General features: G+C 49.8%; 15 protein-coding genes. 5 read left to right on the forward strand and 10 right to left on the reverse strand.

Annotation, left to right across the window (positions count from 1 at the left end; translation table 11 throughout):
- A complete protein-coding gene (locus BUE76_RS02930) occupies window positions 1-780 on the reverse strand; it encodes an inositol monophosphatase family protein (protein WP_073045246.1) in 780 nt (259 codons plus the stop codon).
- 173 nt (window positions 781-953) lie between these two features.
- On the opposite strand from BUE76_RS02930, the gene BUE76_RS02935 reads away from it, so the two are divergent.
- Both BUE76_RS02935 and BUE76_RS02940 read left to right on the forward strand, forming a co-directional pair.
- A complete protein-coding gene (locus BUE76_RS02935) occupies window positions 954-2,165 on the forward strand; it encodes a glycosyltransferase family 2 protein (RefSeq protein ID WP_073045247.1) in 1,212 nt (403 codons plus the stop codon).
- Between the two features lie 69 nt (window positions 2,166-2,234).
- A complete protein-coding gene (locus BUE76_RS02940) occupies window positions 2,235-3,761 on the forward strand; it encodes a GH3 family domain-containing protein (protein ID WP_073045249.1) in 1,527 nt (508 codons plus the stop codon).
- A gap of 91 nt (window positions 3,762-3,852) precedes the next feature.
- On the opposite strand, the gene BUE76_RS02945 is transcribed toward BUE76_RS02940, so the two are convergent.
- Window positions 3,853-4,209 (reverse strand): four helix bundle protein, encoded by a 357-nt coding sequence (locus BUE76_RS02945; protein WP_073045251.1) that lies wholly within the window; start codon window positions 4,207-4,209, stop codon window positions 3,853-3,855.
- 150 nt (window positions 4,210-4,359) lie between these two features.
- On the opposite strand from BUE76_RS02945, the gene BUE76_RS02950 reads away from it, so the two are divergent.
- Window positions 4,360-4,998 carry a LysE family translocator gene (locus tag BUE76_RS02950; protein ID WP_073045252.1) on the forward strand — a complete coding sequence of 213 codons (639 nt, stop codon included), beginning with the start codon at window positions 4,360-4,362 and terminating at the stop codon, window positions 4,996-4,998.
- Complete coding sequence (gene mtgA / locus BUE76_RS02955; protein ID WP_083596614.1) at window positions 4,999-5,727, forward strand: monofunctional biosynthetic peptidoglycan transglycosylase; 729 nt, start codon at window positions 4,999-5,001, stop codon at window positions 5,725-5,727.
- 172 nt (window positions 5,728-5,899) lie between these two features.
- Here mtgA and BUE76_RS02960 read toward each other — a convergent pair whose 3' ends face one another.
- The 8 genes from BUE76_RS02960 to BUE76_RS02995 form a co-directional block, all read right to left on the reverse strand.
- Window positions 5,900-7,561 carry an ArnT family glycosyltransferase gene (locus tag BUE76_RS02960; protein WP_073045254.1) on the reverse strand — a complete coding sequence of 554 codons (1,662 nt, stop codon included), beginning with the start codon at window positions 7,559-7,561 and terminating at the stop codon, window positions 5,900-5,902.
- Window positions 7,558-8,148, reverse strand: coding sequence for an AAA family ATPase (locus BUE76_RS02965; protein WP_073045255.1), 591 nt, complete (start codon window positions 8,146-8,148; stop codon window positions 7,558-7,560). Before BUE76_RS02965 ends, BUE76_RS02960 begins: the two co-directional genes overlap by 4 nt.
- A gap of 226 nt (window positions 8,149-8,374) precedes the next feature.
- Window positions 8,375-9,010: a nicotinamide riboside transporter PnuC gene (pnuC, locus tag BUE76_RS02970; protein ID WP_073045257.1), complete on the reverse strand. Its 636-nt coding sequence runs from the start codon at window positions 9,008-9,010 to the stop codon at window positions 8,375-8,377.
- A gap of 275 nt (window positions 9,011-9,285) precedes the next feature.
- Window positions 9,286-9,882 (reverse strand): NifU family protein, encoded by a 597-nt coding sequence (locus tag BUE76_RS02975; protein ID WP_073045259.1) that lies wholly within the window; start codon window positions 9,880-9,882, stop codon window positions 9,286-9,288.
- Window positions 9,883-9,975: 93 nt separating this feature from the next.
- Window positions 9,976-10,791 carry a hypothetical protein gene (locus BUE76_RS02980; protein ID WP_143157376.1) on the reverse strand — a complete coding sequence of 272 codons (816 nt, stop codon included), beginning with the start codon at window positions 10,789-10,791 and terminating at the stop codon, window positions 9,976-9,978.
- A gap of 70 nt (window positions 10,792-10,861) precedes the next feature.
- Window positions 10,862-11,677 (reverse strand): hypothetical protein, encoded by an 816-nt coding sequence (locus tag BUE76_RS02985; protein ID WP_073045263.1) that lies wholly within the window; start codon window positions 11,675-11,677, stop codon window positions 10,862-10,864.
- A gap of 169 nt (window positions 11,678-11,846) precedes the next feature.
- Window positions 11,847-12,842: a 2-hydroxyacid dehydrogenase gene (locus tag BUE76_RS02990; RefSeq protein ID WP_073045264.1), complete on the reverse strand. Its 996-nt coding sequence runs from the start codon at window positions 12,840-12,842 to the stop codon at window positions 11,847-11,849.
- 170 nt (window positions 12,843-13,012) lie between these two features.
- Complete coding sequence (locus BUE76_RS02995; protein ID WP_073045266.1) at window positions 13,013-15,145, reverse strand: peptidylprolyl isomerase; 2,133 nt, start codon at window positions 15,143-15,145, stop codon at window positions 13,013-13,015.
- 598 nt (window positions 15,146-15,743) lie between these two features.
- On the opposite strand from BUE76_RS02995, the gene nadA reads away from it, so the two are divergent.
- Complete coding sequence (gene nadA, locus BUE76_RS03000) at window positions 15,744-16,757, forward strand: quinolinate synthase NadA (RefSeq protein ID WP_073045268.1); 1,014 nt, start codon at window positions 15,744-15,746, stop codon at window positions 16,755-16,757.
- The last annotated feature ends 60 nt before the right edge of the window (window positions 16,758-16,817 follow it).

Consider the following 16,817-nt stretch of genomic DNA (forward strand, 5'->3'; position numbering starts at 1 on the left):
CTAACTTCTCCTTCCCGCCACCCACTCTATCAGCTCCTCGTGCATCACGGCATTGGAAGCAATGATACCGGGCTGGTAAATAGAGAAAGCTTCGCCGTGGATATTGGAAACCTTGCCACCTGCTTCGGTAACGATCAGCACACCGGCGGCACTGTCCCAGGGCTGGAGTTTGTGTTCGTAAAAACCGTCAAAGCGGCCGCAGGCCACCCAGCACAGGTCGATGGCTGCCGAGCCCAGGCGGCGTACGGGCACGCCCTTGCGGATAAAACGTTCAAATACCTGTAAGGGACCGTTGGGCTCGTCGAGGTAGGTATAGGGAAAACCGGTGACCAGGCAGGCATTTTCCACAGCCACTTTGGTGCTTACGCTAATGGGCTTCCCGTTGAGCGTGGCGCCCTTGCCTTTCTCGGCAACAAATAGTTCGTTGAGGTAAGGGTTGAATACGGCACCCATGATCAGTTCGCCTTTGTACTCCAGCCCGATGGATACGGCGCAGATGGGAATGCGGTGGGCAAAATTGATGGTACCGTCGATGGGGTCGATCACCCATTTGTAATCTGAGTCCTGTGCCAGCACACCGGCTTCTTCGGTAAGAATATAATGGTCGGGAAACTGGCTTTTGATGACGGCGATGATGGCTTTTTCCGAAGCATGGTCCACTTCGGTTACCAGGTCGTTGAGGCCCCCGGGTTTGTTGGCAATGCTGAAGGCAATATCATCATAGCGGCGCATCTCGGCGGCGCCGGCTTCAATGGCTTTGATCAGGGTTTCTTTATGCATGCGTAAAGATAGCACCTGCTGCTGCTCTGACGTTCGGCAAAGAACATAAAACCACGGAGCCACGGCGGCACGGAGGTACACCGCATTTTTGGTTTTACTCCTTTAGCTACAATCACTGTGATTCTGCATGTTCAACTACAACCCGCTTTATTTTTAACCATCATCTTTGCGCCGTGGCCGTATCCCTGTCCATCATTATTGTATCGTACAATGTGCGGTATTTCCTGGAGCAATGCCTGCTTTCGGTGCGGCGTGCCGCTAAGGGCATAGCCACAGAAGTGATCGTTGTGGACAATGCTTCGGATGATGACACCTGCTCTTTTCTGCCATCCCGTTTTCCCGAAGTACAATTCATTGCTTCCGGCGCAAACCTTGGTTTTGCCAAAGCCTGCAACCTGGGTTGCCGGCAGGCTTCGGGCAATTATATATTATACCTCAACCCCGATACTTTACTGGCGGAAGACAGTTTACACCAGGTGTTGCATTTTATACAAGCAACACCCGATGCAGGCGCCGTGGGCGTACACATGATCGATGGCAGCGGCCGCTACCTGCCCGAATCCAAAAGGGGTTTGCCCACCGCGCTTACTTCTTTATTTAAGTTATGCGGACTGGCCCGTTGTTTTCCACACTCCAGAGTATTTGGCCGTTATTACCTGGGCCATCTTTCACCGCAACAGAGCCATGCCGTGGAAGTGCTGGCCGGTGCCTTTATGCTATTGCCCCGTGCAGTGCACGAAAAGGTTGGCGGCTTTGATGATGCCTTTTTTATGTACGGCGAGGACATTGACCTTAGCTACCGCATTTTGCAAGCAGGTTACCGCAACTACTATTTCGCCGGAACCACCATCATACATTTCAAAGGCGAAAGTACCCGGCGCAACACAGCCCGCCATGTGCATACCTTTTACAGGGCCATGGATGTTTTTGTACGCAAACATTATCATGGCTTGAATGCCGTTTTACTTCGTTCGGCCATCTGGTGCAGGGCCGCAGCATTGCTTGCTGCAGGTGTGGTGGTCCGTAAAAGATGTGCACGGCAACCATCAACGGATTTGCCCATTGCTGTTTATGCCCATGCAAACAGTTTTGCAATCATTGCCGGCACATACCAACAACAAGGGATTGCCGTTATCAGGCTGGGGCAACTTGCCGAAGCAAGGATGCTGGCACCGGGGCAGCTGCTTGTGTTGAGTACCTGTTGCCTCACGCTGCAGCAGTACATGCAATGGATACAAACCCAACCCGCGGGCAGGCCATACCTTTTTTACCAGCCCGGAAGTACGGCATTAATAGGTAGTGCAAGGGCGCAGCAAAACGGTTTGGTTTGGCCTTTGCAACCAACCGCCAACCCTTCATCTACGCCTTTCGGCATTGTTAATTGACAGGCTGGCTTCCATTTTGCGGCTGTATGGTGCTTACCTTTATATTTGAAGCTTTAACCTGAAGAGTGCATGGCAAGTATTTTAGATATCAAAATTCCGAAACGGATTGCCACTGCATTGCGCTTGCCCGATAATGATCCGAGGCGACAGCAGTTGCGTGTGTTGAAAAAGCTGCTGAAAAAAGCACGCTTTACCGAGTTTGGGCAGCGTTACCGCTTCGACGAAATCCTGATGAGCCGCCATGCAGGCAAGGCTTTCCAGGAAATGGTGCCGGTGCACGATTACAATAAGATATACGAGGAGTGGTGGAAGAAAACACTCGACGGCACGCCTGATGTTACCTGGCCTGGCAAGATCAAGTATTACGCTTTGTCGTCGGGTACTTCCGAATCAGCCTCCAAATACATTCCTGTTACCCGCGATATTTTGCGCAGCAACCGCATCAACTACCTGCGGCAGCTGGTGAGCCTGCTTAGTTACGAGCACCTGCCCCGCAATGCCGTTACCAAGGGCTTTATGATGCTGGGTGGCGCCACCGACCTGCAAAAAGGCAAGGCCGGCTGGTATGCCGGCGACCTGAGCGGCATCCTGATGAAAAACAAGCCGTTCTGGTTCCAGACCTTTTACAAACCCGGCGGCCGTATTGCCGCCATCAAAGACTGGAACCAAAAGCTGAACGAGATTGTGGAGAAAGCGCCTGAATGGGACATCGGCTATATTGTAGGCGTGCCCGCCTGGTGCCAGATGCTCATGGAGATGATCGTGGCACATTACAAGGTGAACACCATTCACGATATATGGCCCAACCTGGGGTTCTTTGTGCACGGCGGTGTGGCCTTTGAGCCTTATAAAAAAGGTTTTGAAAAACTGCTGGCCAAGCCCATTGTATATATCGAAAACTACCTGTCGAGTGAAGGCTTTATCGGCTACAAGGCACGTGAAGGCGCCAAGGGCATGAAGCTGGTACTGGACAATAATATCTTCATGGAGTTTGTGCCGTTCAACGACAAGAACTTCGATGCCGATGGCAAGATGGTGGAAAACCCCGAAGCCCTCATGATTCATGAAGTGGAGCTGGGTAAGGAGTATGCCCTGTTGATGAGCACCAATGCCGGCACCTGGCGTTACCTCATTGGCGACACCCTGCGCTTTGTAGACCTGGAACACCACGAAGTGGTGATCACCGGTCGCACCAAACACTTCCTGAGCCTGGTGGGCGAACACCTAAGCGTGGAAAACATGAACCGCGCCATTCAACTGGCGAGCGAGGAGTTCAATATCTCTATTCCTGAATTCACGGTGGTAGGCTTTCCGTACGAAAACCTGTTTGCACACAAATGGTTTATTGCCTGCAACGATGTGGTGGATGAAGAAGCCCTGCGCCAGCGCATCGACCAGCATCTCTGCGAACTGAACGACGACTATGCCGTGGAGCGCACCAGCGCTTTGAAAGAAGTGTTCCTGGAAAAGCTGCCCGAAGAAGTGTTCCTGAAATTCATGGAGCAAAAAGGCAAACTGGGCTCGCAGCATAAGTTTCCAAGGGTGCTGAAGGGAAAGATGCTGCAGGACTGGAAAGAGTTTTTAAGTACGAAGTGAAAAGTGGGAAGTACGAAGTACGAAGTAGCTGAATTACCGCTGTACCACATTCCTTTGTAACCTATTTTTTATACCAGGCTTCATCAAAGTGTTACTTTTTCTGCTGTCTTATTTTATTTATGGCAGTAACGATCATCTTTAATATTTCTGTTGCTTCCTGTTTAAGTGGTTGCAATAAAGATGCATGAGCAGGGTTCAGCTCCTGTATCAAATCAAGAAAGAAGATGCATTTGTCCGCTTCTTCTTCAACAATTTTAAGTTTGTTGAGGAAGTCGTTGGTTGATTTGGCCCTTTGTGTAGCCCTGTAATTGGCACCAACCGAAGAGGAAGCTTTAACCAATTGATGTATGAAAACTTTATTTATGATATCATGCTGCAAAAGCTGCATGGCTTTGGCAACAGCTACAGCAAATTGAAAAGTACGCTGCAAAAGACTGGTAGTATACATATTGTTTTTATCAAAATAGTAAAACCGAGTGCCTTGTGCAATAGCCTTACTCCTTTGTTTCTACTTGCCCTGCTACTTATCTACTTGCCTTAACTTCGTAGTTCATACTTCGCACTTCGTACTTCAAACTTTGTACTTCGTACTTCGATTATGTTGGAAGCTATCTGGAAAGGAATACTACTGGGCCTGTTGTTGTCGATCTCCGTTGGGCCGGTGATCTTTTCCATCCTGAAGCAAAGCATCAACAACGGTATCAAAGGCGGCTTTGCATTTATCATCGGTGTGTCTTTTTCCGATATATCGCTGGCCGTTGCGGCCAATTTCTTCACCGAGCTGTTTAGCCAGCTTACCGAGTACCGCAAGTACATCGGCATCGGAGGCAGTGTATTCCTCATTACTGTTGGTGTTTATTTTTTGTTTTTCAAAAAAGTAGCCGTCAACGAGGAAGGCAAGCAGATACTCAAGGTGCGCAAACGCGATTACCTCAAACTTTTCCTGGCGGGGTATTTCATGAATATCCTCAACCCGGCGGTCATCCTGTTTTGGCTTTCCACCGCCACAGCCTTTATTGCCAACACCTCGGAGCAGCGGCTGATCATCTTCGGCATTGCATTGGCACTGGTGTTTGCAGGCGATGTACTGAAGGTGGTGCTGGCAGGCAAACTGCGCCGCAGGCTCACCGCCAAGAACATACACCTCATCAACCGCCTCAACGGCATCATCCTGATTGGATTTGGTATTGCATTATTGTGGGGTTTATTGTTTTACAGTGATAAATTGCCGGCGTAAATGGCAAAGCAAAAGAAAGTGAGTACTGCCAAAGGCAGTTCGAAGAAAACCGTGGGTTTTAAGGGATGGGTAAAACGTGTGGTACTCTTCCTGTTTATTGCACAACTCCTGTACATCGTTGCGCTCAAGTGGGTGAACCCACCCATTACGCTTACGCAACTGGGCAGCCTTATTAGTGGTGATGGCCTCAAACGCGATTATGTAAGCGGCGATGAACTGTCGCCCAATATAAAACTGGCGGTAATGGCCAGCGAAGACCAGGTATTTCCCGACCATGGCGGTTTCGACTGGAAAAGCATTGACCGCGCCATCAAGCACAACGACAAGAAGCCGCAGAAGGTACGCGGCGCTTCCACCATCAGCCAGCAAACGGCCAAGAACGTATTTCTGTGGCAGGGCCGCAGCTGGGTGCGCAAAGGCCTGGAGGTTTATTTCACCAAGATGATTGAATGGATCTGGGGCAAAGAACGCATACTGGAAATGTATGTGAATGTAATTGAGATGGGCCCCGGCATCTACGGTGCCGAAGCAGCGGCACAAAACTATTTCAACAAGCCTGCTTCCAAACTTACCCGCCGCGAAGCAGCCATGATCGCGGCCTGCCTGCCCAATCCAAAAAAGTATACCGTCAAGCCTTTATCCTCCTATGTTTCCAAACGCACCGGTTGGGTGCAGCGCCAGATGAATAATTTGGATGGCGATGAGGAGATACAGAAGCTGTTGCAGTGAGGAGCGTGAAACGGCAAACGTGAAACGTGAATGGGCAATGGTGAATGGCCTAATTCAAATTGATTGATCACAAGAAAGGCTACCCAAATATGGATAGCCTTTCTCATTCACGTTTGCCGTTTCACGTTTCACGATTGCCCATTCACCATTGTCCATTTCCCATTCACCTCCGTCATTCCACCACCACATCAATCTTGCTGCTGTTGTGGGTAAACCAGCCCGCTTCGGATGCTACGGCAAAGCGGAGGAAGTACTTGCCTTTGGGCAGGTTGAGTGGCAGCATTACAGAATGTTCGGGTTGTTGCAGCCACTGCCTTAAACTTTGTGTAAGCGGAATATCAAACAGCAGGTTGCGGCCATCAAATACACCTACTTTCACGGCTGCATCTACTTTGGGATGCTGTTGCAGATACTGCGCATACTGTGGTGGAAAGTAAGCCTTCACTTTACAGATCATTGATTGCTCAAAAGCAATTTTGTACTTCTTTTCTTCCGTTTCAAAACGCACTTTTCCAAAGCTGTTGAAGCTGCTGTCGGTGGCATAATATAACATGCCATCAGGTGTAGTAATTGAGTCCTGCGCCTGCTGCTGGTCTACAAACAACACAGCGGGCTTGCCCAGCATCGAATCTTCCAAAGGCCAGAAGTTGTAATTGCTGCGGCGGCTGGTATACTGGTTAACCGATAGGGTGGGCACACCCGAGTAAAACCAGTACTGCGATGCTTTTTGATAAGAAGAAGAAAGTGCCACGGGCAGGCCCTTTGTTTTTTCACGCAGCTGTGCAGGCCATTGATGGTAATTGTGAAAACGGCCACGTACCACATCAGCCGGTACAATGTCCACGATCATCACCACTCTTATCAACAAAACCAGCAGGAGCGTAGGCACCACCAGGTTCCGTATCCAGCGCTTTTGCTTTTCGTGGTCCAGCAGGTGCTGGTGGCTGAGTACCAAAATGGGCACTACCATCGGCGCGGTCCAGTTGGCTTCCACCCGGCCTTTGAAGGTGCTGAGGAAAAAGAACACCAGTACACCGATGCCGGTAAACTTCATTGCCTTTTCCGTAAGGTTTTTTGTTGTGTACCGAAACAGTATAGGTAACAAAATAAAACCAGCAAGCGGCCCTGTTATCAGCAACTGTCCCAATATATAATCGGTGGTATAGCTAATCTTGTAAGGGTTGACATTGCTTTCGAACAGGTGGTAGCGGAATGAGATCCAGTCGTGCTGGTACTGCCACCAAAGGTGTGGTACAAACAAGGCCAGTGCCAGCAGGCCGGCTGCATATGTTTGCCAGCGGGTAAAGAGTTTGAAATTTGAAATTAGGGTAAAGAAGATGATCAGCACCGCGTGGTATTTGCTATAGAGCAGTGCAGCTGTTACCAGCGCCAGCAGTACGGTATTCAGTAGCGAAGCGTTGTTTACAAACTTTCGGTACACATAAAAGAACAAGGCAGTAAAAAACAACAAGGGCAGATCGGGTACGGCCATAAATCCCGAAAGCTGCAATACTGCCAGTACGCCACAAATAGTGTAAAAAAGAAAAGGGTTCCTTCTTTCCGTGAGCAGCTCGCAGAGGTAAACGGTACCTGTGCTCAGTAATACAATCAGGAGCCGAACCCCCAGTTCATTCTGAAACAAGCCATATCCCAGCTTGATCAGCAATGCCGTCATGGGCGGGTGATCGAAATAACCCCAATCCAGGAAGCGGGAGAATGTCCAGTAATAAGCTTCGTCATCCTGCAGCGGCGTAAGCGCTGCCTGCAACAGGCCGATGAGCAGCCAGGCACTGTAGAAGATAAGACGGTGGTTCCGGTTGAGGGTAGGGTTCATTTTTTATGTTGAAGGTTCAATTGATGGATTGCGTTGATGGCAGCTTGCAATCGCTCTTCGCCGTTGCCTGAAATGAAAGCCCAGGGTGTGCCGTCATTCAGCACCAGGTCTTTATACTCCAGGAACAGGCGGCGGCGCATTTCCAGGTCGGGGTATTCGCGCAGTCCGTCCTGCACCCAGGGCAGGTCTACATTGCAAAGCAGGTACAGGTCGTATTGCGCGGTGGCTGCCTGGTTCAATATCCAACTATGGCAATTGCCAAACACTACTTCACACCACACTTTCATCACATATTGATTGGTGTCGATGATGAGGCGTTGGGGAATTAGTGATTGGTGACTGGTGATTGGTGATTGGGCATTAGGTATTGGGTATTGCTGTTGCAGGCGGGTAGCATATTCATCTTCCAATTGCTGCTGGCCTTTGGCAATGTGCAACAGGTCATCATAAGTATAATCGGTTCCGTTTTCCAACAGGTAATCCCTTGCAAACTCGGGTACCCACAAGGTGTTGTAGTGCGCCGCCAGTTGTGCGCACAACGTGCTCTTGCCTGTTGATTCGGGTCCCAGTACTACGATCTTTTGCATAACAGAACTGCGAAGATAGAACCGCAGAGGGCTATGATTTTAGAATGATTTGTATGAAGCGCAGGTAAGTTCTTTTTGAAAGAACAGGGTAAAATCCTCAAATTAGCTAATGAGCCAATATGCTAACGTGCTAATAGCAGCCGGTAAGTAGTAGCTGCTTGAACCGAGTACCCTGATTGTAATTATCTGCTGATCTACCCACTTAGCACATTTTCACAATGGCTCATTAGCTAATCAGCACATTGGCCTTCGCTTTTCTGCGCCACTCCAGCAAACCCGATACTGCCATGATGGAAAGAACCACGTAGAAAAAAGAAGTGAACACCAGCCCTTTTACAAAATACAAAGGTACCGATGCCACATCGGTAGCGATCCACCACCACCAGCTTTCCACCTTTTTGCGGGCCATCAGCCACATGCCGGTAAAGGCTGTTGCCGATGCAAAAGCATCGGCAGCCGGGATAGCTCCCGGGTAGAATACTTCTTTAAGGTACTGCAGCGAAAAGAAAACAACCAGGTACAAAACAGCACAAAAGAGCAGCTGTTGGATCCACTCCTTCCGGTTGGAAAAAGAAATGTGCAGCACGTGTTGGTGCTGATCGTTGCGGCGGGCCCACAGCACCCAGCCGTAAATGCTCATTACCGTATAGTAAAAGTTGACAGTCGCTTCCCCAATGAGGTGGTACTTGAATGATAGGTATACATAGATAATGGTATTGATCAGGCCGGTAGGGTATACCCAAATATTTTCCTTCCGGGAGAAATATACACTCACGATACCCATCACCACCGCTATGTACTCCAGCGCTGTAGTTTGTTGCAAACCCGTGAGCAGTTGCTCCCATACCTGTGGTAAAGACATGGTGCCAAAGATAGGAACCGGTGATGTGCAGGATTTAAAAAGGATTTATAAGAACAAATGGCCGCCTTTAAGAAAATACAACGAATGCTGCAAGGCTTTGATATGCCGATGTATGCTGCCATCTTCTGTAACCGTAGACTCCTGATCCCAAGGAGATGCCGAAACAAGTTCGGCATGACAGTTCCTATTGCAAACATTTCATTTCCTAAAGACGAAGGCCCCACTATTGTGGAGCCTTCCTATAAATCCTTTATTGAACCTGCACATCACCAGTATTACTCGGCTTCGGCTACTACTTCTTTCACTTCAGGAATCATCCGCTTCATCATGCCTTCGATACCAGCTTTCAGCGTGATCATGCTGGAGGGGCAGCCCGAGCAGGAGCCCTGGAGCATCAGGTTGACGATACCGTCGTTATAGCTTTTGAACTGGATGGCGCCACCGTCCATCTCAACGGCAGGCTTTACGTAGTTCTCCAGCAGTTCTTTTACGCGTTTTACCACGTCGTCGTCATCGGCAGCCACCTCGTTGGTGCTTTCCTGTTTTACCTGGGCCAGTTCTTCCTCGTTGATCACGGCCTTGTTTTCCTCCAGGTAGTCCTTCAGGAACTGGCGGATGGAAGGAATCACATCATCCCAGCTGGTTTCAGGTGTCTTGGTGAGGGTAACAAAATTGGAAGCGATGAACACCGCACGGATGAAAGGAAAACCAAACAGCTCGGTAGCCAGGGGCGAAGGGCCTGCGCTTTCCACATCGGGGAAATCAATGCTCTTGCCGGGGTACAGGAGTTTGTTGGCCACAAACTTCATGGTCTCCGGGTTGGGTGTCATTTCGGTGTATATGCTGATAACGGGGTTGCCGGTCTTGATCATAATCTAAGTTTTAGCATTACAAAATTAGCAACAATTAAGGCAAGGAAAAGTTAGGAATTCAGAAACAATGCCAAACAACCCGTCACCCGATGGTCATAAACTGTATTTTACCCCCGCTGTAAGGTACAACAGTGGTTTTCCGTACTCCGCAGGTATGCCCGTCTGGGCAGGCTGCAGGTTCAGTGGCACCACGTAGGCCGGTGTTGCCTGCACCTGCATTTTCCCTTTGATGTAGACCAGCGGCAGGGATGCCTCCCAGGCCAGGAGGCGAAATACCTGTCCTTTTTCGGTCACGGTTTCCTCCCGTGGAAAAAGCAGGCCTGCCTTTTTCTGCCGGTAAGTACGCAGGAAGTTCTGGGTACCGGCATTAAGGCTAAAAGTTGGATCAACCAGCACCAGGTGGCTGCCCTTTTGTAAACGCAACAGGTGATCGATGCCTGCAGTGGCACCGTAGTCCAGCTGGTTGCTGTACTTCACATCGCCACCCATGCTGAAATTGATCGCTTTGGAAAAAAGAGAGAGGGCAGCACCTGCCTGTGCTTTGAGTGCCGACTGTACCAGGCGGCTTTCAGCTGTGTAAAAAGGTTTCAGCGCATACAGGTGCACCATATGCCCGGGTGTTGCTTTGAGGTAGCCAAGGGTAGTAACCGAGCCGGCATAATCGGTACCGGTAAATGCATTGTGTACAAAGATGGGTGCCGCATTTACATAGAAACTGTTGTTGACCCATAGTTCGGCCATCGGGAAATAACCGCTGCTGCTCAGGCTGTCGGTACGGCCGTAATAATGAAGTTTGCTGTTGTAGTTGAGTCCTATTTTAAACTGCACCTTGGGTGCGGTGGTGCTATCCTGTTGGGCATTGCCCAATAAACATACAAGCACCATCGAGAGGGTAAGGAGTATACGCATGGGTAGGGATCTTTATAAAACATCCCACTCCTTTACAGAATGGGATGTTTGTTTTCAAGGGTACAATCTATTACTGCTTGCCAACAGATGCTTTGCCTGAAACTTTTGCAGCACCAGATGCATCCAGGCTTTGCTTATCAGCTTTGATCTTCTGAGTAGTGGTGGCTTCAGTATTGGCTTGCAGCACGGCACTGTTTTCATTGGCATGCTGCCTGGCCTGTTCAGCAGCATGTACGGAGCCCTGCGCCTTGCTGCGGATATTGTTTTTTGTTGCAGCACCTGCACGGGCTGCCTTATCCACATCGGCTCCAACCCTTGATTCCATCTTCGCTTTTGTTTCCTGGGTAGTTGTTGCGGTTGTACCCAGCTCTTCGCGTGCTGTTGCTACAGTTTTTACAGCTGCATCTGCAGCAGGCTTTTCATCAACCTGTACACCCGCACTTGTTTGGCTGGTTGCACCAGTACGCAACGAAACAGATTGTTCACTGCCCTGGGTATGCGCTTTTTCTGATGCATGTACGGAAGCCTGTGCTTTGATGCCTGCATTCGCCTTTGCAGCATTGCCCACACTGGTTGTAGTGGACGCCACAGTGCCGGAACCTGTTGCCAGAGCAGCTTTGGTGCTACCCATTGTTGCGGCATTGATTTCTGCTGCCTTGCCTGCAGCACTGCCTACTGCTGCACGGGTATTGGCTGCCGCTTGCACAGAAGCACGTGTGGCGGCATTGGCCGCAGCCTTTGTAGCCGACTGTGCGGCAGCTGCCCGTACCGATGCATTTACAGCTGCATTGGCTGAATGTTGTACACCAATAATTGATTGTGCAAAAGAGCAGGTGGTAACGATAGATGCTGCCAAAAAGAGCACAGAATGTTTTGCTGTTTTCATGTTTTCGTATTTAGGGTATTGCTTCTAAAGAAGGAAAACAACAGCAAGGGTTTAAAAGAACCGACAATATTTTTCAGTAAATAAAAAAGGATGCTGTTGCAGCATCCTTAATCTTTTCACTTTCGTACATGCTAGGTTGTTATAGTCACAACGTACAGTTATTTACTGTTCATACCAGCTTCCCGGGCAGTTCGGCAGCTTCACCCGCAAGTATAGCATGAATATTATGCAAGGTGGTTTCCGCAATTTCGTCCATGGCCTCGCGGGTAAAGAAAGCCTGGTGTGCCGTTACCAGCACATTGGGAAAACCCATCAGCCTTTGGATGATGTCATCTTCAATGATGTCTTCGGAGTGGTCGTGGAAAAAGAGTTTTTCTTCCTGTTCGTACACATCAATACCGAGGTAACCAACCTGGCAGGTCTTCAAAGCCTCAATCACCGCACGGGTATCGATGAGGGCGCCACGGCTGGTATTAATGATCATCACGCCTTTCTTCATCAGTTTCAAGGTCTGGCTGTTGATCATATGACGGGTCTGGTCGTTCAGGGGCGAATGCAGTGAAATGATATCCGCCTGTTGTAACAGTTCGATCAGGGGCAAGTATTGCACCCCTGCAGCTTCCAGCTCTCTATCTACAAAAAGGTCGAAACCCAGCACATTGCAGCCAAAGCCAAGCAGGATGCGGCACAATGCCTTACCTATTTTGCCGGTACCGATCACGCCTACTGTTTTTCCATAAAGGTCGAAACCCATTAAGCCCTGGAGCGAAAAATTTTGCTCCCGCACCCGGTTGTAAGCCTTATGCACCTTGCGGTTGAGCGTAAGGATCATGGCCATGGCGTGTTCGGCCACTGCCTCGGGTGAGTAGGCAGGTACCCGGCACACCTGGATGGCCAAGCTATCGGCTGCCTGCAGGTCCACGTTGTTGAAACCGGCGCAACGCAGGGCGATGATCTCTACGCCCTTTTCCTTTAGTTGTGCCAGGATTGCGGCATCCACTTTATCGTTTACAAAAACACAGATCACCGTAGCATCCTGCACCAGGCTAACAGTTTGTGCATTCAGGGGCATTTCAAAAAACTCCAGCTCGTAATGGAAATGCTTGTTGTGTTCGATGAAGAACTGTTTATCGTAAGGCTGTGTTGAGAAGAATGTAATTTTCATATTCCCTGTCCCCCTAAAGGGGGGAACTTAGTTTTGAAGTTTACAATTGAATACAAGAACCTAAATATCGATGGTTTCATTTCACTAAAAAACAACGCCACCCCAAATAGGGTGGCGTTGTTTTTTATCAGGTTGTCCGACCTAAGTTCCCCCTTTAGGGGGACAGGGGGTTAATAAAACTTAGCCCGGTCATCTTTGATATCAGCGCTTTTGCGCAGTGCCTGCAGCGGCGAGCGGTACATCATCTGCTGGCGGGCCTGCATTTCCAGCATCTGGCGCTGCGATGCTACGTCGATATTGCCCTGGGCGATGGCGCTCACGTTGTTTACTTTCAGCACATATACACCAGCCTGGCCGTCGAGGGCTTCCGGAACAACCTTGCCTTTGTTGGCAGGATTGAAGGCAGCACCTACCACCTTGTACTCATAACCCAGGTTAGGGTTGCGGGCACCATTGAAGGTAAGGCTGTCGGCAACCTGGATGGGCTGACCGGCGGCAGCTGATACTGCTTCGAGGGTAGATATCTTGCCCAGTTTGGCAACGATTTGCTCCGCCTTCTTTTTATTGCGCAGGATGGGCTCAACAATTTCGCGGGCTTTGGCAACACTTGCCAGGCCGGCTTCTTCAATACTGGTTACAACAGCTACGATGTAGTTGTCGCCTACACGCTGGGGTTCCAGCACATCACCTTTGCCGGCGCTGTAAACAGCTTTTACAAAAGAGCGGCTGTTACCAATACCGGCAACTGCAAAGTCGTTGGGTTTGATATCGGCGGCCAGCAGGCGGTTATATCCTTTAGGGCGCAGGTTCTTATCGTAGTTGGAATTGAATGCTTCCAGGCTGCGGCTGTCGCCGGCAAACTGGTTGGCAGCATTGGCAGCAGCATTATCGGTTTCCTGGCTGGGTACGATTTCCTTGCCCAGGTAAGCGATCTTATAATGCATCTCGTTGCCTTTCTGACCCAGCACCTCAATCAGGTGGTAACCAAAGTCGGTCTTCACCACGTCGCGGCTGCCAACGGGCTTTTCAAAAGCAAAGGCATTGAACTGGGGTACCATCTGTCCCTGGGGGAAATAATCGTACACACCACCTTTGTCTTTGCTGCCGGGGTCGTCGCTGAACTTCTTGGCCAGCGAGTCGAAGGAAGCACCATTCTTGATGGCAAGAGCAATAGAATCGATGCGCTTACGGGCGGCGCTGTCGCTCAGGCCTGCGGGGTTCTGCTGACCGGCAACACCCACCAGGATGTGGCGCACTTTGGCAGAGTCGGGGAGCACTTTGGCATCCAGCTTCTTGGCCAGTACAAAAGAGTTGTTATCCTGGTAAGGACCATACACACCACCATTGGGCAGGGCGAAGATGGAATCCTTAACGGGGATCTGGATTTTGGAAGCACCCAGGTAACCATCAAAATAAGGAAGGGTAGAACCCTGCTGGGTGAGGAACTGCTGTGCATCGGTAGAACCGGCAAAAGCAGCTTTCAGACCGGCAACCTGGTTGAGCACGGCAACGCTGTCGGCACCCGAAGGCGATGCGTTGAAGGTTACATAATTAATGGAGCGGGATTCTTCTTCCTGCTTGAAGTCTTCTTTGTGATCGTTGATATAAGCCTGGATATCGGCATCGCTTACTTTAACGGCGCTGTCCGAAATGGTAGCATAAGGTACCATTACATAAGATACGTTCGCCATCAGGCTATTGTCCACGTTCTGCTTTTCTACAAACCACTTGGCGTAGTAGGAAGTGTTGGACAGCAGGGAAGTGTATTTCTCCGACAAACGCTGGAGTTCCAGGTTCTCCAGGTATTCGTTCATCTGGGCTTTTTGTTCGGGGGTACCGCTTTTGCGCAGCTGTGCAAAATACTGCTGGGCGGCGGCGGTATTGAAGGCACCGGTTTGGGGATCGGTAAAACCCTGCTTGATGTCCTGGGGCGGGTTGGCGCCAAACAGGATATCGTTGATTTCGCGGCTGCCGATGGCCAGACCCAGCTTGTCGATCTCGCTTTGCAGCAGGTTGCGCTCAATTTCACCGTTCCATACCGACTGGATGATCTGCTGGCGGCTTTCATCACCCATATTATAACCCTGTTGCTGGGCTACGGTTTCCTGGGCTTTAACACGCTGCTCAAAATCCTGTACATCGATCTTCTTACCATTGATGCTGCCCAGGGTGGTATTGTTACCACCAAATACGCTGGTGCGGCCGGCGAAGGCGTCCATCAAGATAAAGCCAAGCAAAGAAAGGGCGATGGCCACTACGGCCCAACGGGCATATTTATCCCGAATCTGCTGAATTACCGACATAATATTATACTCTGGTATTTGTAAGGTTGGCAAATTTAGGGGAAATAGGGTTATCAACAAATTGGGGAAAACCCCTGAAACCCGCATAAAATAAGGGGTTTCAGAATCCACAGGTTGTTGATATCTCCTTTTTTAGGGGTATGACAAGCCCGCCCATTGTGCCCAAACCTACCAGGATGGGAAATTACTACTGCAGAGCTTTACAAAATCCACTTTGCCTGTTAATTGTGCCTGCAAAATGTGGATAACAGGGGTGAATAGTGGGAAAGCAGGTGTGCACTATCGGGAGGTAAGTTTTCCGAACCTCCTGCCGGCTCCGAACCGTGTACACAACTCCCAACTTATCCCACCGCTATTCACAAGTAGAGAAATCCTTATTTAACTTTTAGTTGTACCCATCCTGTAATCCACATTTGTGTGGATTATGCAGCGATTGAGGGCCTGATCGATACCTTTGTTGTGTACAAACTGTTAGTAAGCGTGGATAAGTGCATCATATTTGCACCGCTTATAAAACTGGATTTGCGATATCCACGAATCCACAGCCCTAATAGTAATAGGCTTTTATTTAAAAATTATAAATACTATAAATTATTAGATGGATAAGGAAATGTTGATAGCGCAGAAAAACGAGGTAGAAGAGAAAGGTTTCCTCGATCTCGACATCGACCCGAGCCTGGACCTGTTTGCGGAAATCGAGCGCCTGAAAAAAGAAAAGAACGCCATCATCCTGGCGCACCTCTACCAGGAGCCCGACATCCAGGACATTGCCGATTATATTGGCGACAGCCTGGGGCTGGCCCAGAAGGCTGCGCAAACCGATGCCGACATGATTGTGTTTGCCGGGGTGCATTTTATGGCCGAAACAGCCAAGATCCTCAACCCAACCAAGAAAGTGGTCATCCCCGACTTCAAAGCCGGCTGCTCGCTCTCTGAGAGCTGCCCACCGCCATTGTTTAAGAAATTCCGGGAGCAGCATCCCGACCACATCGTGATATCATATATCAACTGCAGCGCCGGCATCAAGGCGCTTACCGATGTGATCTGCACTTCGAGCAATGCCAAGGCCATCGTGGAAAGCTTCCCCAGGGACCAGAAAATCATTTTTGCACCCGACAAGAACCTGGGTGCCTGGATCAACAAGGAAACGGGCCGCGATATGCTGTTGTGGAACGGCGCCTGTATGGTGCACGAGATCTTCAGCCTGGAGAAAATAACGAGGCTGCAGGTACGTCATCCCAACGCCAAACTCATTTCGCACCCCGAGTGCGAGGATCCAATACTGCGTATAAGCGATTTTGTGGGGTCTACAACCCAGTTACTGGCGTATACCAAGCAAACACCCCATAAAGAGTTTATCGTGGCCACAGAGGCCGGCATATTGCACCAGATGATGAAGCAGGCGCCGGATAAAACCTTTATACCGGCACCGCCCGATAACAGTTGTGCGTGCAACGACTGCCCGCACATGAAACGCAATACCCTGGAAAAGGTATACCTGTGTATGCAGTATGAGCAGCCCGAGATCCTGATGGATGAGGCATTGCGCCTGCAGGCCAAGAAAAGCCTGGACCGGATGCTGGAGATCAGTGAGCAGGCGGGATTGATCTGAGTAGAAAGTTTTTAGTTTAAAGTTTATAGTTCAAAGGCCTGCGTTTGCGGGCCTTTTGCC

The sequence above is a fragment of the Cnuella takakiae genome, assembly GCF_001953305.1.
GTDB lineage: Bacteria > Bacteroidota > Bacteroidia > Chitinophagales > Chitinophagaceae > Flavisolibacter > Flavisolibacter takakiae.